This window comes from Roseibium sp. (assembly GCF_039982295.1).
Taxonomy (GTDB): domain Bacteria; phylum Pseudomonadota; class Alphaproteobacteria; order Rhizobiales; family Stappiaceae; genus Roseibium.
Genome location: NZ_JBDWYP010000049.1, coordinates 104,406 through 123,372, shown reverse-complemented (window position 1 = coordinate 123,372; position 18,967 = coordinate 104,406). Strand labels below are relative to the sequence as shown.

Below are 18,967 nucleotides of genomic sequence, written 5' to 3'. Positions count from 1 at the left end.
CGTTGCAAGGCTGTTTCGGCCTGTCTCAGTCCACCTGAAGTAACTTGCCGAGAGTCTCAGTTGGACGCTGCTTTTGCAGCCAGAAGCTTCAGCGCAAATGTGCCCATGATTCCTGCGAAAGCCCAATCAAAGGCGCGCATGGCCTTGGGAGACGCTTTCAGGAAACCGGAAAATGCACTGGCTCCAAAGACCATGGCAAGGCAGGCCGGAAAGCCCAGAGCGACGAAATAGAAGCCGAGAAACAGAAGCTTGCCGGTCGCCCCGGGATCCGTCGGGCTGACAAACTGGGGCAGGAACGTAATGAAAAAGATTGCGATCTTGGGATTCAGAAGATTGATTCCCAGACCCTGCAGCCAGACACGCGCCAATGGCTGCGCCTTCACCGTTGTTTGTTCTATGGTCAGCGAGGATCCGTTTCGGATCGCCTGATAGGCGAGCCAGATCAGATAGGCCGCGCCGACGACCTTGAGTATGGAAAACGCCGTTTCTGATGCGGCAAGCAGGGCAGAAACGCCCAGAGCTGCCAGAACAGAGTGAATGATGATGCCCGTTGTTGCCCCGAGGACAGCTGCAACGCCGGCCTTTCGGCCCTGTGCCAGCGTCTTGCCCATGAACAAGGTCATGTCCGGCCCCGGTGTGATGATCAGCACGAAGGCTGCCGCAGTGAAGGCGATGAGGATGGTCAGGTCGGGAAGGAATGACATTGTCGGGCCCATTCGAACACGTGAAAGACCTTTGTTTGTTACGCCTGCCGCGAGGCTATGCCAAGCAGAAAGCTATAGTCAAAGCCCGCTAGAGGATCGGCGAGAGCAGTCTTGCCCCCTGCGCCAGCACCCTGAACGCATAACTCCTGTTCGCCAGGTCGTCAGGACCGGTCTGGCGCGCGCCTGCAAAGTCCTTCTCGAGCATCGCCGCGATTTTTTCGATTGTTCTTTGATGGGTGAACCAGAGCGTGATTTCGAAGTTGATCCGGAAGGACCGGTTGTCGAAATTGACTGTCCCGACCGAAGCAAGATCGTCGTCCACGAGGCTCACTTTCTGGTGCAGGAAGCCTTCGGTGTATCGGAAGATCTTCACGCCTCTTGCCACCATCTCGTCCGCATGGGAATGGCTGGCGAGCCAGACCGTGGTGTGATCCGCCTTTTCCGGCAGGAGTATCCTCACATCCACGCCGCGCATGGAGGCTGCATAGAGTGAGGTGACCACATCAATGGACGGCACGAAGTAGGGAGAGGTTATCCAGAGGCGCTTTCGGGCGCGGGCCGCGGCCTCGGCAAAGGCGATGGCGCACTCTTCCAGATCATCGGCGGGGCCGGTCGGCATGACCAGAACGGATTCGTCGCCTGGCTTGTCGAAGCCTCTGATGCGGTCGAGAGAAATCTTGGTGTTGTTGGCCCACTGCCAGTCCTCGGTGACGGACATGGCGCAGGCAACCGCCGCTGGACCGGACACTTTCACATGGGTATCGCGCCAGTGACCGAAGGTCTTTGACCTGCCGAGATACTCGTCGCCCACGTTCAATCCGCCAACCCAGGCATGTTCGAAGTCGGTGACGACGACCTTTCTGTGGTTGCGGTAATTAAGCCGCATCGGACCAAGGAAGCGCAGGAACTTGTGGCTCTCGTTGAAGCCGCTGACCTTGATCCCAGCCTCCCGCAGCCGGTTGAGGTAGCTGTTCGGCAGCGCGTTGCTGCCAATCTCGTCATAGAGAACGAAGATCGTCAGGCCTGCTTGCGCCCGTTCAATCAGCGCATCGGCGAAATCGTTGCCGATCCTGTCGTCCTTGATGATGAAAAACTGGACCAGGATCGTATGCTTTGCGTTCCGGATGCCGTCCAGGATCGAGGAAAAGGTCGCATCGCCGTCGATCAGGAGGTCGACCGTGTTGCCGGCAAGGAAGGGAACGCCAGCGACCTTGGACAGTACGGGCCAGTGCCGTGTCCCTTCCTGATCACTCAGTTTCAGCGTTGCTGCAGTTTGGGTGCGGGCCGTTCTCCCAAGCAGTTCCTGCACCTTGGCGTAGTCGGCGAAGGAGCGCCAGCCGAACACCAGATAAAGCGGGACGGTGACAAAAGGCAGAAAGAACATGGACAGAAGCCAGGCAATCGACCCCTGGGCAGTCCGGCTGTTCATGATCTCACGCACGGCGCAGACGGCCGCCGCGATGTAGAAGGCGAGCGCTATGAATGCGACGATGCCGAGGTTGTTGGCCAATGTGTCCAGAACCAGAGCGTCGGTTGCCACATCCTTGGCAACCGCCTCAACGGTGTTCCCGTCCGCCGTCGGGTTCATTCTGTCTCCTTGCTACCTGCTTGCGTCAGACAAGAGGCGCTTTCAGCTTGCCTTCGCGTTCCAGCCAACCGGGAATCGGAAGGTTCTTGGACTTGAGGAAGGTCGGATTATAGAGCTTGGACTGGCTTCTGGTGCCGTGGTCACACAGGATCGTCACGATGGTGTGGCCGGGACCCATGTCCTTGGCCAGACGACGAGCGCCCGCCAGATTGATCGCGGAAGAGCCACCAAGCAACAGGCCTTCATGTTCGGCCAGATCGAAAACCAGGGGCAGGGCTTCTTCATCGGGGATCGCATAGGGATGCTCAACCTTGATGTCGCCGATGATCGGTGTCGAGCGGCCAAGGCCAATGCCCTCGGCGATGGAGCCACCATCGGTGGCCTTTGCCTCGCCGTCCTTGAAGAGGTGATACATGCCGGCCCCGAGCGGATCGGCGCAGCCGATGGTAATACCGGGCTTTTGTTCGCGCAGATATGTGGAGACACCGGCGAGCGTTCCGCCGGATCCCACGGCGCAAATGAAGCCGTCGATCTTGCCGTTTGTCTGCTTGAGAATTTCCGGACCGGTGGTCAGGTAATGCGCCTTGCGGTTGTCCAGGTTGTTCCACTGGTCGGCGAAAAGGACGCCGTTGGGCTCGCTCGCCGCAAGTTCTTCGGCAAGCCGGCGCGCCACATGCTGATAGTTGTTCGGATCCTTGAAGGGCTTGGCGGGCACTTCAATCAGCTCCGCGCCGCACATGCGCAGCATGTCCTTCTTTTCCTGGGTCTGCGTCTCGGGGATCACAATGACGGTGCGATAGCCTCTCGCGCTGGCAACGAGCGCCAGGCCGATGCCCGTATTGCCCGCAGTGCCTTCAACGATCAGCCCGCCTGGCTTCAACTCGCCTCGGGCTTCGGCTTCCAGAATCATCTGCCGGGCAGGACGGTCCTTGACTGACTGACCCGGGTTCATGAATTCGGCCTTGCCGAAAATCTCGCAACCAGTCTCTTCGGACAAGGCGTTGAGGCGGATCAGGGGCGTATTGCCGATAGCGTCGACGACGGATTTGCACACGGTCATTTCTGGGCGGTCCCAATTGATGCTTTTGATAGAGTGTCGCGTCCGTAAATGGACTGGGCCTCTTGTTGATGCGAAGCTAGTGTTCCTTTCACTTTCGATCAAGCGCAAGCGCCTTTCACAGCCTTGAATTGGTTGAAAAACGAAGAAGCTTCGTTCTAATGTGCGCGGGTAAAGCTCTGCCTGTTCATCGAAAATAGTGCAGAGTTCAGTGATCCGATCCTTTTGATGCTTCGTAAGCGGGAAAAGTATTTCTATTTCCTGCCTACGGGAGCCCTATGAGCGACTGCATGGAAAAAAATGTCACCGGTCTGGATGAGCTGCTGGCGGGCTTTGCTGCCGGTACCTTGGCTGAACCGGCCCAGGCCCTGGTCGGAGCGCATCTGGAGCTATCCGTCGATAACCGCGACTATGTTGCATCGCTCGAAGCGCTGGCAGGTCTTGGCATCGAGGAAGCGCAACCGGTTGCCCTGTCGGACCGGGATGATGCGTTGGCCGCAATTTTTGCTTCTGATGAGCCAATTTCGGTCGGCACGTCTTCTCCGGCAACAGGGAATGTGAACGAAAGCCGTGATCCGCGCTTGCCGGAAAGCCTGAGACGTATTGTCGGCGGCTCGCTGGATGGTGTCGCCTGGAAAACGCTGCTGCCGGGCGTGAAAGAGTGCAAGTTCGGCGAAATAGACGGCTGTGTAGCGTCTCTGCTCTGGGTGCGGGCGGGACGTGCAATGCCGTCGCACACTCATGAGGGCACCGAGCTGACGCTGGTTCTTCAAGGTGGCTTCAAGGATTCTGACGGTCATTTCGAAAGGGGCGATATCGCCTTTGCCGACCACGAAGTAGATCACAAGCCTATCGCTGATGAGGGCGAGGATTGCATCTGTTTTGCGGTGACCGAGGGAAGTTTGCGCCTCACAGGTCCTGTTGGCCGGTTTTTTGCGCCGTTCATGCGCTGAGATATTTCTCTGATTAAAATCGATCCGCTCCCGGGGTTTGCTACGTAGATCATGCGAACCCTGAGGAGGCTTTCATGATGACAGAATATGTGGCGCAATCAGCGGACGGATGTGCCTGGATCACCGGCGCAAGTTCGGGGATTGGTCGTGCGCTTGCATTGTCTCTGGCTGCCGACGGCTGGACAGTGGCGGTCACGGCGCGCTCTGAAGGCAAACTTGCAGATCTCGCTGAAGAAGCGACGGGGCTTTTGGGCCATATCTTGGCTTTTCCGGGCGATGTCTCGCAGGCCGACGATATGGAGGCGCTCTGTGATGCGATCACGGATGCAATCGGCCCCCTGGCGCTTCTGGTGGCCAATGCGGGTGTCTACATGCCGCAGGACGGGCTCAACGGTGATCGGCAGGAGTGGCAGACCACTATTGATGTCAATCTGAGCGGAACGGTCAATGTCGTCCTTCCCGTCATCGCGAAAATGAAGACAGCTGGTCAGGGCCAGATTGCGATCGTCTCCTCAGTTGCCGGCTATCGTGGTCTTCCGACCTCTGCCGCCTATGGGGCGACGAAAGCGGCGCTGATCAATATGGCTGAAGCCCTGAAGTTCGATCTGGACAAGGCGGGCATCCGCGTGCAGGTGATCAATCCCGGCTTCGTCGACACGCCAGCGACCGCCGACAACCCGTTTCCGATGCCGCATCTTTTGACCGTCGATGAGGCCGTCAGCGAGATCCGAAAGGGTCTCGTCCATCCGAGTCGGTTCGAGATTGCGTTCCCAAGAGCCTTTGTCAGGCAACTCAAGCTGCTGCGAATGCTGCCTTATTCTCTCTACTTCAAGCTGGTCGCCCGCTCGACCGGCTGGAACAAGACGTAGACAGATCTCAGGGTCTGCGGCCGGCGGAGTTTCTCGCCGGCGCGCCTCTAGCTGTTCTTGACATAGACCATCTGGCGCACGTCAATATTTCCGGACCGGAACCCGGCTTCACAGTAGTGAAGGTAGAATTCCCAAAGCCGCTTGAACCGCTCATCAAAGCCGAGAGGACTAATCCGTGGCCAGGCTTCACGGAACCGCATGCGCCATTCCGCGAGTGTTCTGGCGTAGTCCTGTCCGAATATCTTTTGCTCTTCAAGGTCAAGCCCGAGATGTTTGCTGATCTCGGCGAGCTTTCCAGGGGGCGGCAGCATGCCGCCTGGGAAAATGTGGCGCTGAATGAAGTCGGGGCTGCTTCGGTAATCCTCAAACATCCGGTCCTGGATTGTGATGATTTGAAGCCCGGCGCGACCTCCCGGCTTCAGGCAGGCTGACAGCTGCTGAAAATACGTCGGCCAGTAGCGCTCGCCAACGGCTTCAAACATCTCGATGGAGGCTATGCGGTCAAAGGTGTTGCGCTCGTCGCGATAGTCTTGAAAGACGACACTGACCTTTTCGTTGAGGCCTGCCTTGAAGATGCGCTCGCGGGCATAGTCGTATTGCTCACGCGAAATGGTCAGGGCCTTGACGTCGGCGCCCACTTCCTTGCCGACGAACTCGGCAAAACCACCCCAGCCGCAGCCGATCTCAAGCACCTCATGACCTGGCTGGATGTCGGTCTCACGTACCAGCGAGGCATATTTCAGTTTCTGGGCTGCCTCCAGATCATTGGTCCGCTCATCGAAGATGGCTGAGGAATAGGTCATCGAAGGATCGAGCCATTCCTTGTAGAAGGCGTTTCCCAGATCATAATGCGCCGAGATATTGCGTTGCGACCCTTTGCGGGTGTTGGCGTTGAGCCAGTGCCTGACACCCAGCATCAACCGGGCGAGCGGCTTTCCCTTGAGCGCTTCGAGCATTGCATCACGATTTATGCAGAAGAGTTCCAGAAAGGTGGTGGTGTCTGGTGATGACCAGTAGTCGGCCATGAAGGCCTCGCCGACGCCAACGTCGCCGCCTTGAAGTACCATGCTCACGAACTTCCAGTCGTGGATCACGACTTCGGCGGCCGGTCCGGGCTCCGTGCCTTTGAAGAGATACTGCCGGCCATCGGGGACCGTGACCAGAAGGGAACCGATCTGGAGCTTCATCAGAATTTTGAAGCCCATTCGGGCCATGCGGGGAATGCCGGACATTGCTTGTTTTGCGTTGTCGCGGCTAACAATAACGAGTTGAGTCATGGTGAAACCCTCGGGCTCTACCTTGTTGAAAACACGCAAACTTATCCAGCCGCCAGCGGGCCGCTCGGGTGATCGGAAGAAGATTGCCTTGAAGCTCCCGGCGCAGGCCTTGGATAAAATCGTACACGCTTGCGCCAGATTTTAAAGGCCTGCCAATGGATCCCGCCGACGACCTTGGCGGTCAAAAGAGGAATCCGGATGCAGAGTTTCAGGAGAACAGAAGAGGTGAGGGGCTTGTGATTGCCGCTGAAAGTGGCAGACAAAAGCGGCCCCTCGTCGTCAGTTTCCAGGATCCTGATCCTCACGGATTGTCCGGGAGGCATCAGGCGAAAATGATAGTGCTGATCCATGTCGATGAAGGGGGAGACATAAAACAGCTTTTCCTGATCCTGGCGCAGTCCGGCCGAGCTTAGCTGGCCTTCGCGAACGGGTGCCACGTATTGGTGCAAATCGCCGAATGTGTTGCGCACTTCGTAAACCATGGCAACGAGCGCGTCAGTTTCATCATAGGCATAGTAGACCGCGAGAGGATTGAAGACTGTCCCCAGGATGCGAGGATAAGCCAGTAGCAGCACTTTGCTGGGGCGCTTGAGCCCTTGGGCTTCAAGAAGCGCATCCACATGCTGTCTCAGATCGGAGCCGTCTCGCGGACCGTGATCTTTCGGATCGAAAGAGACCAGATTGAACCGGCGAATGGAAAAAAACGGAGAGAGACCTGCAGCATCCTCCAGCCGATCCAGGTCGATGAGCAGCGAAAAGACGTCATAGTTGAACCTGTGCGCCACGGGCTTCATTCGCGCATGCATCACGGATCCGCTGTACAGGCAGGCCGCTGCATCCGGCGGTGGACCGTTTGCTTCCATGCTTGTCGCTGTTTGCCGTTTCATTCGGCTGCTTCCATGATCGGCATCGGTTTTGCGCTGGTTTCCCAGGGCAGGGTCGCGCCCAGACGCCGTGCTACGGACAGCCCTGCCGAAAGGCTGTCCTCGTGGAAGCCGTGTCCGGCCCAGGCACCGCAGAACCACGTGTTGTTGACGCCCTGGATGTCATCCAGGTTTTTCTGGGCGTTGATGGCCGCTGCATCAAACTGCGGATGATCATAGACAAAATGGGCGAAAGTCAGATCTTGTTTCGGCGGCTTTGGAGGGTTCAAGGTGACAAACAGAGGCTTGCTCCGGTCAATGTTCTGGAGCTTGTTCATCCAGTAGCTGACTGTCACTTCCCGGCAAGAGTCCGGATTGTCATCCGCCATGTAGTTCCACGATGACCAAACGGATTTTCGCGAGGGCATCAGGCTCTCATCGCGGTGCAGATACACATTGTTCGGACGGTAGCGGATGGCGCTCAGAAGCTGACGCTCCCGATTCGAGGCATCCGAGAGCATGGAAAGAGACTGATCCGTATGGCTTGCGAGGATGACCTGGTCGAAGACCTCGCTCTGACCGGTACTGTCCTGGACATGCACCTTGCCGTTCTCGCGGCGTATGCTTGTCACCATGGCGCCGTAGCGGATCTGGCCCGCAAGCGGAGCTAAGAGTTTTGAAACATAGTTTCGGCTTCCGCCCGAGATTGTCCGCCAGATCGGTCTGTCAAAGTTGATCAGCCGATGGTTCTCGAAAAAACTGACAAAGCTCTCGGCGGGATAGTCCTGGACATCCTCAAGCGGGGTGGACCAGATGGCGGCACCCATGGGCAGGAGGTAGTCATTGATAAAGGCTTTCGAGTAGCCGCCAAGCTCAAGATACTGGCCAAGAGACAGGCCTTCGAGCCTTCCTGCCGCGTTGTCGGCGGCGCAGGCCTTGTTGAAGCGGAAAATGTCGCGCAGCATCCAGAGGAAACGGGGCGAAAGCAAATTGCTGCGTTTGGCGAAAACCGTGTTGAGCGTTTGGCCGGACCATTCCTGTCGCCCCCCGCAAGAGGAGAGGGCAAAGCTCATATCACTTGCTTCGGTTTTTACCTGAAGGTGCCTGAGCAGGGCGGTGAAATTGGGATAGTTGAGTTCGTTGTAGACGATGAAACCGGTATCAACCGCGATTTTCGTACCGTCATAATCCACATCGACCGTTGCACTATGCCCGCCGGGGCGATTTCGCTTTTCGTAAAGTACCACGTGATGGTCGTTGCTGAGTGCCCAAGCGGCACTGTTTCCGGCGATGCCGGAGCCGATGACGGCGATCCGCATTGCAAATCCTTTTCTCTTGACCACCCGCGTGGCGAGCCTGATCCGTTTTGTATCCGATCTACGGTCGTTGATTTTAAACGGATCACCTTTCGAGAGAACTAGCTATTGAAAACAATAAAAAAATCGGCCCGACGCAGGATCGAGCCGACTTGCCAAGGCTTTCATGGGAGCGTTTTCTTAAACTCGGATGGTGTCGACCAACCAGGACCAGGCAACCTCAACCTTAGCAACGGCCGTGTCGAAAAAGCTCAGAACTGTCGTCCAGATTGCCTGTCCGGCTTCCGCCATTTCCAGCAACGGAGAGCTCTTTTTCTGAGCTTTAGCTTCGATAAACTCCACAGACGTGCTCTCCTGGGCGTCTTCGACGATCCGACGTGTCACCATCATCTGACCTTCGATCTCAAGTCGGCTCTCGTCGGATTTGACGATACGGGTCGTCGGGTCGACCGAACGCACCACAACGGCGCGCCCGTCGGGCAAAAGGTGAGTTTCATTGGGACGGACTTCGGAATCGTAGATGACTTCTCCATAACTGTCGATGAGTTCGACCCAGATGGTGTCGCGTCCAAACAGTTCGATCTCGCTGACCCATATGGTCAGATCGCTGTTGAGTGGGTCTGTTTGCACCTTGCTTGCCGATGCGACAGTGACCGCCAACTGGTCTTCTTCCAGGGTCACGGTTTCTTGAGGCAGTGGCGTCGCTGCTGCGTCATGGCTTTGTGATGCTGACAGTCCAAGAATCAGAAACGCGGCGCAGAGGGCAGTGACGAGCGCGTCTGGGCGCGAATTTTTTTTAAAGCGGTGCATGTGTACCTCCTGAGCAGATACATCCTCTCAACGCGCGCAGTCGATTAAGGTTTCAAAGCCATTGGTTTCTCGTCTGGCTTGCTCGATTTCTGTCACGCTTAGGCCATTATTGCACCACAATTTGAACCTGATGTGATATTTAAATCAAGAATCTGCGTGATATTATTATTCCTTTATTAAAATATTTGTCAATTTGGTAGAATATTTGCTCAAGATTTCAATTTCTTGCGTATTTATACATTGTCGTTATTTTCAATAATAATTGCCTCTGTCGTGCTTCGGAAAAATAAACACGAGCCTTGTTTTGGTTACTATGCGTTAGCTGAGTCCGCATAGTATCTATCTGAAGTTGTGCGGAAGCGGGGTTTTGATACGTGGTGCTGGCCTATTCAGACGGCAGTGCGAGCGCTCAGGCGGATAAATGCGTCGAGAGCTCTGATGCAGATCCATGCCGGATCGGACTTGATCGGATCCTCAAGGCGGCGTTGAGGCTGGCGGGTTGCGAAGCTGGGGCCGTTTTTCTTCAGGAAGACAAATCTTCCACGGCAACGCTTGCGCAATCGGGAACGTCTGCCCGACTTTTTTCTGACTTCGATGGCACCGCAATTTCCATACGGGCGGGAGAAACGCGTCTTGTAAACGAGAGTGCCGAAATTGCTGCGTTTTTTCATGACGATGAGGAGACGCAGGGTTCCAAGGTGCAGGCTGTTTTTCTGATCGGTTTCAACGTTGCTGCCGATCAAACGGGGCTGGCCGCGAATGCGGGCGTCATTGTTCTAATATCTGAAACTAAGAAACCTTCAGATAGTGTTGATTTAAAGTTGCTATCAGATTTTGGATTGATTGCTGAAACGCTTCTTCAGACGCTGAGTCAGACGTCAAAGGCGCTCGAAACACTTGAACGCAGCGAGAAACAGACCGAGCACTTCGATTATGTGACAGAACTCGCTGGTGTCGGCGGTTGGGAGATCGACCCGGTCTCGCTAAATATCTTCTGGACCGAACAGACATGCCGCATTCATGATCTGCCTCCTGATTATTCGCCGAGCCTGCAGGAATGGTTCGACATGTGCGATCCGGCCTATCGCAAAAGCCTGCAGACGGCATATCGCGAAGCGGTCGCATCCGGAACCGGATGGAAAATCGATCTTCCCATCCAGACCGCGACAGGCAGGCGGATCTGGGTTGCATCCATCTGCCAACCTGTTTTTGGCGATGACGGCGAGTTGCTCCTTGTCGGATCTCTCATGGATGTCAGCGCGCGCCGCGCTGCCGAAACGGAATTCGACAGATCCCAGCGTCTCTATCGATCGACGTTGAATGCGCTGTCTGAGGGAATTCTGGTGGTCGATGGCGAGGGTATTGTTCGTTGGCACAACGCGGCTGCCGAGACAATTTTCGAGTGCCCGACCATCTACGCTGAAATGACAAACCTTGAGGACGTTCCATGTCTTGTCGAGCCCGCAGACATGCACGCGCTTTTCGAGCAGGAAAGAGCTTACGACAACTACAACCTCTTGTCTGGCCTTCTCATTCTCAAGCAGTCCAAGAGCCTGACCCTTCAGGCGAAGGTTGGTGAGGCCCTCACGCGCAAATGGCTCAGATGCCGTTCTGAACCCCTGATCAGCCGCGAAGACAAGAAGTTCGTCGGTCTGGTGATTTCTGTAGAGGACATCACCGCTAAGAAACGCAGCGAAGACATTTTGAACGAGGCTTTTGAAGCCATTCCAAATGGCATCGCCGTTTTCGATCAGGATGACCGCATGGTGACGGCCAATGGCGCCTATCGCGTGGCATTCATGGATGGCAAATTGCCCAGTGGTGAAGCAGAATCCTACCGGGATGTGCTGTCGCGCAACTTGGCCTCAGGTCGCATCGCTGATGTGGAAGACGACGAAGATGTGCGCGAAGCCTGGATTGAGGACCGTGCCTCCGATTTCTTTGGCGGTTCGGTAAGCCATTTTGATCGACTCGATGATAACCGCTGGCTTCAGACGAGTTCGATGATCACGCCGTCCTCGTATCGCGCCGATTTTTTTGCGGATGTCACTGAGCTGAAGACGCAAGGGGCGGTGCTGGAGGCGGTGTTCGAAAACTTCCCGGGGGGAGTTGCGCTTTTCGATGCCAGCCGCAACCTGACCTTGATCAACACCGGCATGAAAGAGCTTTTGGGCATTGATAACGACTTCATGCAATCAGGTCCCACCCTGCATTCCATGATTGCCCGAAACGCGAGCCGGGAAGGGCTGACCGGAGACACGCTGGACGCTGCTGTCAGGAAGACGATCGGCCGTTTTGCGCAAAGTGATGTCGTGATCTATGAACGTACGCTTTCTGACGGAACGGTTCACGAGATCAAGGCGATTTCCCTGCCGGACGGCGGGTTGTTGACCACACTGGACGACATAAGCTTGCGCAAGCAGCAGGAGCAGCGACTGCGTGACAACGCGCGGCGCGCGACAGAGAAAACCGCTGAACTGGAGGAGACCTTTGCGAACATGAAGCAGGGTGTCAGCGTTTTCGACGCGGAAGGCCGTCTGCAAATCTGGAACCAGCGCTATATCGATATTTTCAGCAAGCCGGATGGAGAGGTCCGCCATGGGGTGGCGATCCAAACCTTGCTGCATGCAGAAAAGCTGCGCGGGGACTTTGAAGGCGATGTCGAGGAACATATCGCTCAACTACGCCAACGGCTTGTGGCGGGAGAAACGGTCCGCAGCTATTTCAAGCTCAAGACGGGAATGCTAATCGGTACAATCCATGCGCCGATGCCAGGTGGTGGGTGGATCGGAACCCACGATGAAATCGCGAAGGACGACAAAGACTACAAGGCGTTCCGGCGCTTGCGGCAGACAGACCCGCTGACCAAGCTCGCAGATCAGGCGTACTTGCTTGAAGAAATGGACCTTGCCCTCGACAGTGTGCGGCTAAACGGTGGCTCGTGCGGGGTGATGGTCATATCGGTTGGCTTTGCGCACTATTATGCGCTTGGCGAGTATATGGCGCCTTGTGATCATACCAACCAGGTCATCGCGAGGCGCCTCCGCGAAGCGGTTCGGCCAATGGATCTCGTTGCCCGGTTGGAGGATGGCCGCTTTGCCGTTCTTTTCCCGACCTTGCGAAATGACGATGAGGCTGTTCGAAAAATGGCGGAGCGGATCATGAGTTTGCTCCGCGAACCTGTGTTCGTAGGCGGGCAGAAGATGCTTTTGACTGTCCACTTGGGCCTCGTTCGTCTGACGGAAAACGTGGAAACGTCCGACCAGGCGCTCCAAAAGGCGCAAACCACCGTGGAGTTTGCTGCCGTGAAGGGCCCGGCCTCCCTTGCAGTTGATCTGATCTGATCCGGACCGACCTGGCCGCACCCCGATGCCTAGCGACGAAACGCGAGCGGGACGGTAAAGGCCCAGCGTTTTCGCTGAGCTTCGGGTGGAATTTTTGGAAAGGGACTTGCCCGGCGAACGGTCTCGATTGCGGCCTTGTCCAGGATCGACGAGCCTGAACTTCTTGAGACCCGGATGCGGCTCGCTCTGCCGGAACTGTCCACGGAGAAGCTGACGTGTACATTGCCGCTCAGCCGTTTGCGTTTTGCTGCAGAAGGGTAGCGCAGGGAGCGACGCAGCTTGCGCGCGACCTTGCCCGGGTAATTGGAAACCTTGGCGTTTCCGGCGGCAGAGCCTTTGCCGCTCTGTTTTGCACCGCCCTTTTGCGCCGTTTGATTGCTGTTGCCGCCAGCGCCCGCCTGAGAATTCCGCTTCTTTGGCGCTTTCTTCGCTTTTTTGGGCGTCTTTTGTGCGGTCCTGGTGGGCTTTGGCAAGTCCTGGACCAACGGTTTCGGCCGCAGCTGAGGGACGGGAATGGCGTCGCTTGGTGGGTTCTCCGAGAGCTCAGCCGTTTCCAGAGGCTCTGCCTCCAGAGGTTCAGCCTCCTGCGGCTCAACCTTTTCCGGCTCGACTTCGGATACCTCTGGCTTCAGCACTTCTTCTTGCGGCCGTGGGGAAACAACAGAGGGTTGGGTTGTCTTGACCGCGACCTGTTTGATCTCGACTGGCTTGGAGTTTTCCTGTGTGTTCTGGACAGGGGTCGCGACAATTGGCTGGATCGTTCGAAGCGGTTCCTGAGGTTTCTGCGGCGACGCTTCTTGCGGCTGGGTCTCGGTCGGCTTGAGCGGAACCTCTTCCACGACCTGCGCCTCGATCGGAGCATCCATCGTCTGCTCCGACTGGACGAAAGCGCCGTCTGACCGTGCGTTGACAATGGTCGATGTCAGTGCGGGAGTGACAGGCGCCGCACTGACGGGTTTCGCTTGCGTTTCGACCGGTTCTGCACGTGCTGTCTCGATTTCCCGTGGCTTGACTGCCTGAACCTCTTCGGGCGGTTCCGGTTCGAGCAGTTTCTCGGTGTCGATTTCCTCTGGAGCGGTTTCGCTCATCTCCGAGCCCGCCACGATCATGTCGGCAAATGCCTGACCAACCGTCACCGCAGGAGATTCGGCGCCGCCTGCCATGAGGACTTCATTATCCTCCAGCATGGCCCATGCCGCAAAGGCAATATGAATGCCAAGTGACAGCACGAGCAAGAGCGCAAGCCAACGCCAGCGACGGGGCGGGTGATGGGCCGTGGTCATTGCGTCCTCATGGTGACGACGGTCACCTTTCCTGCGCCTGCAGCCTGGAGCTCGCCAACCAGTCCGATCAGGGCGGTTGCTGCAAGGTCACGGTCGGCAATCAGCCTCACCGGGACGCCGCCTTGCTCTGACGGGGCCTTCTCCTCGACGGCCTCCAGACTTGCTGCGTCCTGGAGAAACGCCTCAACTGTGGTGGGTGAACCCCGGAAATGCAGCGAGCCGTCCTCGCGCGCGACCAAGGCATTGGGCGGCGGCAGCGGGTCGGCATCCTTGCTGTCGATCAGGTCGACAGTCTTGTCCAGGGGCGGCGCAAGCTGGCCCGCAATGAGAAAGAAGATCAGCATCAGGAAGACGATGTTGATCAGGGAAATCGTGTTTTCGCTTTTGCGCTTTATCGGCGCAATCGAAAGCTTCTTCATGAGGTCGGCTCCGCCCTTGAAGGGCATCACGTGGAGGTCTGGTTATTTTGCGACGGTCAGTTTGAGGCCTTCGACCCGGCGGACGAGCTCCATCGCATTGACAAGGTCCTGAGCGCTGGCATCGCCCTTTGGCAACAGCAGCACGCCTTTCGCGCCTTTGGAGGTCAGCTCTTCCAGGATCTGCTGCGCTGTCTCCCAGGAGGCATTGCGTCCATTGATGCGCAGATCTGCACCGGCGAGCGAGAAGACAATGTCAGGCCCTTTGCCAGACGATGTTCCTGCGCTGCCAGGGGGCGCAATTTCAACTTCGCCGAATTTGGTGAAGGTTGAAGTGAGCATGAAGAAGAGCAACAACAGGAAGATCACATCGATCAACGATGTCAAAGACAGCTTTCGCGATCGCGCTTCTGGAAGGTCAATGCGCATGTACAGCCTGTGACGCCATGGAGACCGGGTCGGCGGACTGGAACGCGGCTTCGACCTTGATGTTCTCGGCAACAGGCACGTGCGACAGCAGGATACCGGCACTCAAGGTTTCGATCGCGACGCGTTCGTTGTCGATACGGCTTTCGAAGAACGTGAGAATGAGCGAAACCGGCATGGCGACGGCAAGGCCTGCCGCGGTGGTCAGCAGCGCGACCCAGATGCCGCCGGCGAGCATGGACGGATCGACCGAGTTGCCGGCCGACTGGAGTTGCTGGAAGGCCTCAATCATGCCTAGGACTGTTCCGAAGAGGCCGAGCAGAGGAGCAACCTGTCCAATCGCGTCCAGGGCCTTTAGGCCCCATTGCTGATTGTGCAGGCGTGCGATGGCACGGCGCGAGACCTCTTCCTCTATGGCTGCCTTGTCCAGCTTTGTGGTCAGCGAGAGGCGCATTGCGGTTGCAAGAACTTCCTCGGTTGCCGTCCTTGGCGAGGACAGCATCCGGACAGCTTCCTGCTTCCGGCCACTGCGCCAGAGAGCGACGCAATTGCGCGCGCGCCGGTTTTGACCTACGCCTTCGCGCCAGAATTGGCCGATTTTCATCAGGATGAGAGCGAGGGAAACAACCGAAAGCATCGCGATCAAGGCGACAACCGGCCCGCCGGTCTCAAGAAGGTTCATCACGGGTTGGAGAAGACTGGTCTGGTCCATGAGATTGTTCTCTTACTTGATGAAGGCGATGTCGGTGCGGCTCTTCGTGGCGAGGCTGCTGACGCAGGTGTCGTCCGCGGCCTCTGCAGGCGCTGCAAGATCACAGCGGGCAGCGCCGTTGACCAGAATCTGGCTGATCGCAGGGCATTGGGCTCCGGCAAGTTCGAACTGCCTCACGACCGTCTTTTGCTCGGGCATGGCTCCGAAGTCGAAAGCTGTCATGAGATCCACGAGGCCGTCGGCGTCAAAAAGGACGAACTCATAGGCGACGCCGTCGAGGGCCTTGCCGGTCTTGTTGGCGGCGACGAACGTCAGCATGCAGCCGCTGTCGGTCTGCGCCGCACGGTTGAGCTCGAGTTCGAGGGTGTTTTCTGCAGCCTTGACCATATGCGGTGTGGCAAGTGCATAGAGCAAACCGGCAGCCAGACCCAGATTGGTGCGCTGCCCAAGCTGTCGACCCCAGCCCAGCGTCTTTTGCAGGAAGATACGCATGCAGATAGAAACCTCATTGTGACCTTTGTGCAGCCAGTTCGTCGCTCAAAGCGCTCGGCCGACACACGGCGTCCTCATCATAAACATGATGTTTAAGTTCATGTATTTATGGCTATAAAATATGACAAACGTAGTCAAGTAAATCCTGCGTCTGGAATTGAACGGTCTATGTTGGTTCTGGGGGGCGGCTAAATCGGCTGGCCAGGATTCGCTCGGTCGGCAAAAGCCGTATCCACTGCGAGCCTGCGCGGACGAAAATGCTGTGCTGCAGCAAATGAGCACAGTGTTTCAGTCGTCTAGAACCGACGATCGGACGCATGACCTGCGTCTGTTCGTTGTCGTATTCAAGATATTTGGGAAAGGAGCAAGAGTGGCTCCCCGAGCAGGGCTCGAACCTGCGACAATTCGATTAACAGTCGAATGCTCTACCAACTGAGCTATCGGGGATCACCAACGTGGCAGCGGATCGTGCCCGCTCCGTCGATGGAGATGCGTATAACAAACGCTTTGCCGGTTTGCCAAGCCCCTTGCCAACTTATTTTCATCTGCACACGATTTTGAATGTGGGTAACATGAATAAATCTTTTTATTTCATGTCTTTAGTTCTCTTTTGGAAGCCGAGTTCGGAGGTGATGAACTGGATGTTCAGGCCCAAGACACGGCGATATCGCCGTTGGCGCATCCTTGGTGGGACTGGGCGGTGAGGCATGGCTCCAGGTTCATCGCGAGAATTGCCGAAGAACATCGCCGTTGGCAGACCGCAATTTCTGAAAGGGTCGCGTGATGCTTGTTTAAGGTGGGGCGAGAGGGTAGAGAGAATGGGTCATGGTTTTCCGGGGGGTCTCCAGCCTGCCGGAAATGAAACGGGAATGCGGTACGGCCTTCACATGCGAAGCGCCAAAGCCGCGGCTGCCCCCGCAACTGTGTACGGCAAGGGTTTTTGCGACATACCACTGGACAAGCCGAAAGGCTGGACCGGGAAGGTGCAGAAGCCTGATTGAGCCGTGAGCCAGGAGACCGGCCTGACACCAAACGTTCAAGCGCCGTCGGGTGGACGGCAGGGAGCCCGTGATGACACTGATTTATGCCTGTCGACGTGACAGGTTTCTGCCAGGCCGATTTCCCTCCTACTTCGCTGTGAGGTGCCTATGAGCGCTGACAGCAGCCTGAAGAACGCCATTGCGCCCGGCGGCGCTCTGCCTGCAACGCTTGTGTTCGGCGGTGCGCGGTCGGGCAAGAGCCGGTTCGCGGAGGACCTTGCCGTTAAGAGCGGGCTCAACCGTCTCTATGTGGCGACCAGTCCGATTATGGACGCTGAAATGCATGAGCGTGTCGCCCAGCACCGGGCCCAACGCGGCGAGCACTGGCGCACACTGGAAGAGGAACTGGACCTTCCCGGCGTGCTTGACTGTGAGGCGGGGCCGGAAACGGTGATCCTGATCGACTGTCTGACGCTTTGGCTGAACAACCTGATCTATCGCGAGTGCGATGTTGCGTCGGAAACCGCTCGCCTGGCTGACGCGCTGCGCCATCTCAAGGGGCCATGCGTGCTGGTCTCCAATGAGGTCGGTATGGGCATCGTGCCGGACAATCCCCTGGCCCGGTCATTTCGCGATCTTCAGGGCCGTCTCAACCAGGACATGGCAGCGGTCGCGCGACAAGTGATCTTCGTCGCAGCTGGCCTGCCGCTCATTTTGAAACCCTCTTCTCACGCGGATATAAAGATATGACCACCGGACAAAAAATTCCCGCGACCATCGTCACCGGCTTCCTTGGTGCGGGCAAGACAACGCTTATTCGCAATCTGTTGCAGAATGCGGATGGCCGCCGTATCGCACTGATTGTCAATGAATTCGGCGATATGGGATTTGATGGCTCGCTCATGAATGGCTGTGCCGACCCTGATTGCGCAGCCGAAGAAGTCGTCGAGCTGACCAACGGCTGTATCTGCTGCACGGTGGCGGATGACTTCCTGCCGACCATGGAAATGCTGCTGGAAAGAGACAACCCGCCCGAGCATATCGTCATTGAAACCTCCGGACTTGCCTTGCCGCAGCCGCTTGTACGGGCTTTCTCCTGGCCGAGCGTAAAGACCAGGGTGACCGTGGACGGCGTTGTGACGGTGCTTGACGCGGCTGCTCTTGCTGAAGGACGCATCGCCCTTGATGAGGTGGCGCTGGAAGCCCAGCGCGCGGCCGACGAAGCGCTGGATCATGAAAGCCCGGTTGAGGAACTCTTTCATGATCAACTTGCCTGCGCAGACCTTGTGGTGCTGAACAAGGCTGACTTGGTATCTGAAGAGGCGCTCTTCCAGGTGCAGATAAAGGTCAAGGGCGAGGTGCGCCCGAGCGTTCACATTGTCTCTTCTGAGAAGGGGACATTGCCCATCGAGGTCTTGCTTGGCCGCGAGTCGGCTGCCGAAGACGATATGGCCAGTCGACATGAGCATCACCATCACCACCATGATGATGACCACGACCACGACCACGACCACGACCATCATGACCATCATCACGATCACCATCATCATGATGATTTCGAGAGCCACGTCGTGCCGGTCGCGGCCTTTGCCAGCCTGAAGGATGCGGAGGCGAAGGTTTTGGAGGCCATGACGCTTAAGGGCGTCCTTCGGATCAAGGGCGCGGTCGAGATCACTGGCAAGGCAGCTCCAGCCATGGTCCAGGCGGTCGGGCCACGCGTCGAGACCTGGTTCGCTTCAGGCGCAGAGGGTGCGGGTCGTCTTGTGGTGATCGGCCTGAAAGGCCTTGATCTTGAAGCTGTCGGAGACCTTCTCAGCCCGGCTGTTGAGGCGGCATGACAGACAAGACGTTTGAACCTGTCTGCAGGGCCTTGCCAA

At 57.1% G+C, this 18,967-nt stretch carries 17 protein-coding genes, 1 tRNA gene and 1 riboswitch; of the genes, 5 read left to right on the top strand and 13 right to left on the bottom strand.

Annotation, left to right across the window (positions count from 1 at the left end):
• Positions 1–56 precede the first annotated feature (56 nt).
• The 3 genes from ABJZ52_RS10120 to ABJZ52_RS10110 form a co-directional block, all read right to left on the bottom strand.
• A complete protein-coding gene (locus tag ABJZ52_RS10120) occupies positions 57–704 on the bottom strand; it encodes a LysE family translocator (protein ID WP_348191047.1) in 648 nt (215 codons plus the stop codon).
• Positions 705–792: 88 nt separating this feature from the next.
• On the bottom strand, positions 793–2,292 hold the full coding sequence (gene cls / locus ABJZ52_RS10115) for a cardiolipin synthase (protein WP_348191050.1): 1,500 nt from the start codon (positions 2,290–2,292) through the stop codon (positions 793–795).
• Between the two features lie 25 nt (positions 2,293–2,317).
• Positions 2,318–3,352 carry a cysteine synthase A gene (locus tag ABJZ52_RS10110; protein ID WP_348191052.1) on the bottom strand — a complete coding sequence of 345 codons (1,035 nt, stop codon included), beginning with the start codon at positions 3,350–3,352 and terminating at the stop codon, positions 2,318–2,320.
• 287 nt (positions 3,353–3,639) lie between these two features.
• Here ABJZ52_RS10110 and ABJZ52_RS10105 point away from each other — a divergent pair, with 287 nt between their 5' ends.
• Together ABJZ52_RS10105 and ABJZ52_RS10100 are read left to right on the top strand one after the other, a co-directional pair.
• Complete coding sequence (locus ABJZ52_RS10105; protein ID WP_348191054.1) at positions 3,640–4,302, top strand: ChrR family anti-sigma-E factor; 663 nt, start codon at positions 3,640–3,642, stop codon at positions 4,300–4,302.
• A 77-nt stretch (positions 4,303–4,379) separates the two neighbouring features.
• Positions 4,380–5,171, top strand: a complete 792-nt coding sequence (locus tag ABJZ52_RS10100; protein WP_348191339.1) for an SDR family NAD(P)-dependent oxidoreductase — start codon at positions 4,380–4,382, stop codon at positions 5,169–5,171.
• Between the two features lie 47 nt (positions 5,172–5,218).
• Here the strand turns inward: ABJZ52_RS10100 and ABJZ52_RS10095 are convergent, their stop codons facing one another.
• The 4 genes from ABJZ52_RS10095 to ABJZ52_RS10080 form a co-directional block, all read right to left on the bottom strand.
• The gene (locus ABJZ52_RS10095) at positions 5,219–6,448 is read right to left on the bottom strand and encodes a cyclopropane-fatty-acyl-phospholipid synthase family protein (RefSeq protein WP_348191057.1); all 1,230 of its coding nucleotides are present in this window, start codon (positions 6,446–6,448) and stop codon (positions 5,219–5,221) included.
• Positions 6,449–6,489: 41 nt separating this feature from the next.
• Positions 6,490–7,335, bottom strand: coding sequence for a DUF1365 domain-containing protein (locus tag ABJZ52_RS10090; RefSeq protein WP_348191060.1), 846 nt, complete (start codon positions 7,333–7,335; stop codon positions 6,490–6,492).
• Complete coding sequence (locus tag ABJZ52_RS10085; protein ID WP_348191063.1) at positions 7,332–8,630, bottom strand: FAD-dependent oxidoreductase; 1,299 nt, start codon at positions 8,628–8,630, stop codon at positions 7,332–7,334. The genes ABJZ52_RS10090 and ABJZ52_RS10085 overlap by 4 nt, the downstream gene beginning before the upstream one ends.
• A gap of 177 nt (positions 8,631–8,807) precedes the next feature.
• Positions 8,808–9,437, bottom strand: a complete 630-nt coding sequence (locus ABJZ52_RS10080; RefSeq protein ID WP_348191066.1) for a hypothetical protein — start codon at positions 9,435–9,437, stop codon at positions 8,808–8,810.
• A gap of 377 nt (positions 9,438–9,814) precedes the next feature.
• Between ABJZ52_RS10080 and ABJZ52_RS10075 the strand changes: the two genes are divergently transcribed.
• Positions 9,815–12,781 (top strand): PAS-domain containing protein, encoded by a 2,967-nt coding sequence (locus ABJZ52_RS10075; RefSeq protein WP_348191069.1) that lies wholly within the window; start codon positions 9,815–9,817, stop codon positions 12,779–12,781.
• Positions 12,782–12,810: 29 nt separating this feature from the next.
• Here the strand turns inward: ABJZ52_RS10075 and ABJZ52_RS10070 are convergent, their stop codons facing one another.
• The 6 genes from ABJZ52_RS10070 to ABJZ52_RS10045 form a co-directional block, all read right to left on the bottom strand.
• A complete protein-coding gene (locus ABJZ52_RS10070; RefSeq protein ID WP_348191072.1) occupies positions 12,811–14,064 on the bottom strand; it encodes a TonB family protein in 1,254 nt (417 codons plus the stop codon).
• Positions 14,061–14,483, bottom strand: coding sequence for a biopolymer transporter ExbD (locus tag ABJZ52_RS10065; RefSeq protein WP_348191075.1), 423 nt, complete (start codon positions 14,481–14,483; stop codon positions 14,061–14,063). The genes ABJZ52_RS10070 and ABJZ52_RS10065 overlap by 4 nt, the downstream gene beginning before the upstream one ends.
• 42 nt (positions 14,484–14,525) lie before the next feature.
• Complete coding sequence (locus ABJZ52_RS10060) at positions 14,526–14,909, bottom strand: biopolymer transporter ExbD (RefSeq protein ID WP_348191078.1); 384 nt, start codon at positions 14,907–14,909, stop codon at positions 14,526–14,528.
• Entirely contained in the window at positions 14,899–15,618 is a 720-nt protein-coding gene (locus ABJZ52_RS10055; RefSeq protein ID WP_348191081.1) for a MotA/TolQ/ExbB proton channel family protein, read from the bottom strand. Before ABJZ52_RS10055 ends, ABJZ52_RS10060 begins: the two co-directional genes overlap by 11 nt.
• Positions 15,619–15,630: 12 nt before the next feature.
• Entirely contained in the window at positions 15,631–16,110 is a 480-nt protein-coding gene (locus tag ABJZ52_RS10050) for a hypothetical protein (protein WP_348191084.1), read from the bottom strand.
• Between the two features lie 371 nt (positions 16,111–16,481).
• A tRNA-Asn gene (locus ABJZ52_RS10045) sits at positions 16,482–16,557 on the bottom strand.
• 362 nt (positions 16,558–16,919) lie between these two features.
• Positions 16,920–17,151, top strand: a riboswitch (cobalamin riboswitch).
• A 107-nt stretch (positions 17,152–17,258) separates the two neighbouring features.
• On the opposite strand from ABJZ52_RS10045, the gene cobU reads away from it, so the two are divergent.
• Positions 17,259–17,840, top strand: coding sequence for a bifunctional adenosylcobinamide kinase/adenosylcobinamide-phosphate guanylyltransferase (gene cobU, locus ABJZ52_RS10040; RefSeq protein ID WP_348191087.1), 582 nt, complete (start codon positions 17,259–17,261; stop codon positions 17,838–17,840).
• Positions 17,837–18,928 (top strand): cobalamin biosynthesis protein CobW, encoded by a 1,092-nt coding sequence (cobW, locus tag ABJZ52_RS10035; RefSeq protein ID WP_348414303.1) that lies wholly within the window; start codon positions 17,837–17,839, stop codon positions 18,926–18,928. Before cobU ends, cobW begins: the two co-directional genes overlap by 4 nt.
• Positions 18,929–18,967: the final 39 nt, after the last annotated feature.

What these genes read in the sequence shown, in the direction of transcription:
- ABJZ52_RS10065 (WP_348191075.1), bottom strand. Translation starts at nt 14,483, where the DNA reads ATGAAGAAGCTTTCGATTGCGCCGATAAAGCGCAAAAGCGAAAACACG.
- ABJZ52_RS10080 (WP_348191066.1), bottom strand. Translation starts at nt 9,437, where the DNA reads ATGCACCGCTTTAAAAAAAATTCGCGCCCAGACGCGCTCGTCACTGCC.
- ABJZ52_RS10060 (WP_348191078.1), bottom strand. Translation starts at nt 14,909, where the DNA reads ATGCGCATTGACCTTCCAGAAGCGCGATCGCGAAAGCTGTCTTTGACA.
- ABJZ52_RS10100 (WP_348191339.1), top strand. Translation starts at nt 4,380, where the DNA reads ATGACAGAATATGTGGCGCAATCAGCGGACGGATGTGCCTGGATCACC.
- ABJZ52_RS10110 (WP_348191052.1), bottom strand. Translation starts at nt 3,352, where the DNA reads ATGACCGTGTGCAAATCCGTCGTCGACGCTATCGGCAATACGCCCCTG.
- ABJZ52_RS10050 (WP_348191084.1), bottom strand. Translation starts at nt 16,110, where the DNA reads ATGCGTATCTTCCTGCAAAAGACGCTGGGCTGGGGTCGACAGCTTGGG.
- ABJZ52_RS10085 (WP_348191063.1), bottom strand. Translation starts at nt 8,630, where the DNA reads ATGCGGATCGCCGTCATCGGCTCCGGCATCGCCGGAAACAGTGCCGCT.
- ABJZ52_RS10055 (WP_348191081.1), bottom strand. Translation starts at nt 15,618, where the DNA reads ATGGACCAGACCAGTCTTCTCCAACCCGTGATGAACCTTCTTGAGACC.
- ABJZ52_RS10095 (WP_348191057.1), bottom strand. Translation starts at nt 6,448, where the DNA reads ATGACTCAACTCGTTATTGTTAGCCGCGACAACGCAAAACAAGCAATG.
- ABJZ52_RS10090 (WP_348191060.1), bottom strand. Translation starts at nt 7,335, where the DNA reads ATGAAACGGCAAACAGCGACAAGCATGGAAGCAAACGGTCCACCGCCG.
- cls (WP_348191050.1), bottom strand. Translation starts at nt 2,292, where the DNA reads ATGAACCCGACGGCGGACGGGAACACCGTTGAGGCGGTTGCCAAGGAT.
- ABJZ52_RS10105 (WP_348191054.1), top strand. Translation starts at nt 3,640, where the DNA reads ATGGAAAAAAATGTCACCGGTCTGGATGAGCTGCTGGCGGGCTTTGCT.
- cobW (WP_348414303.1), top strand. Translation starts at nt 17,837, where the DNA reads ATGACCACCGGACAAAAAATTCCCGCGACCATCGTCACCGGCTTCCTT.
- ABJZ52_RS10120 (WP_348191047.1), bottom strand. Translation starts at nt 704, where the DNA reads ATGTCATTCCTTCCCGACCTGACCATCCTCATCGCCTTCACTGCGGCA.
- cobU (WP_348191087.1), top strand. Translation starts at nt 17,259, where the DNA reads ATGAGCGCTGACAGCAGCCTGAAGAACGCCATTGCGCCCGGCGGCGCT.
- ABJZ52_RS10070 (WP_348191072.1), bottom strand. Translation starts at nt 14,064, where the DNA reads ATGACCACGGCCCATCACCCGCCCCGTCGCTGGCGTTGGCTTGCGCTC.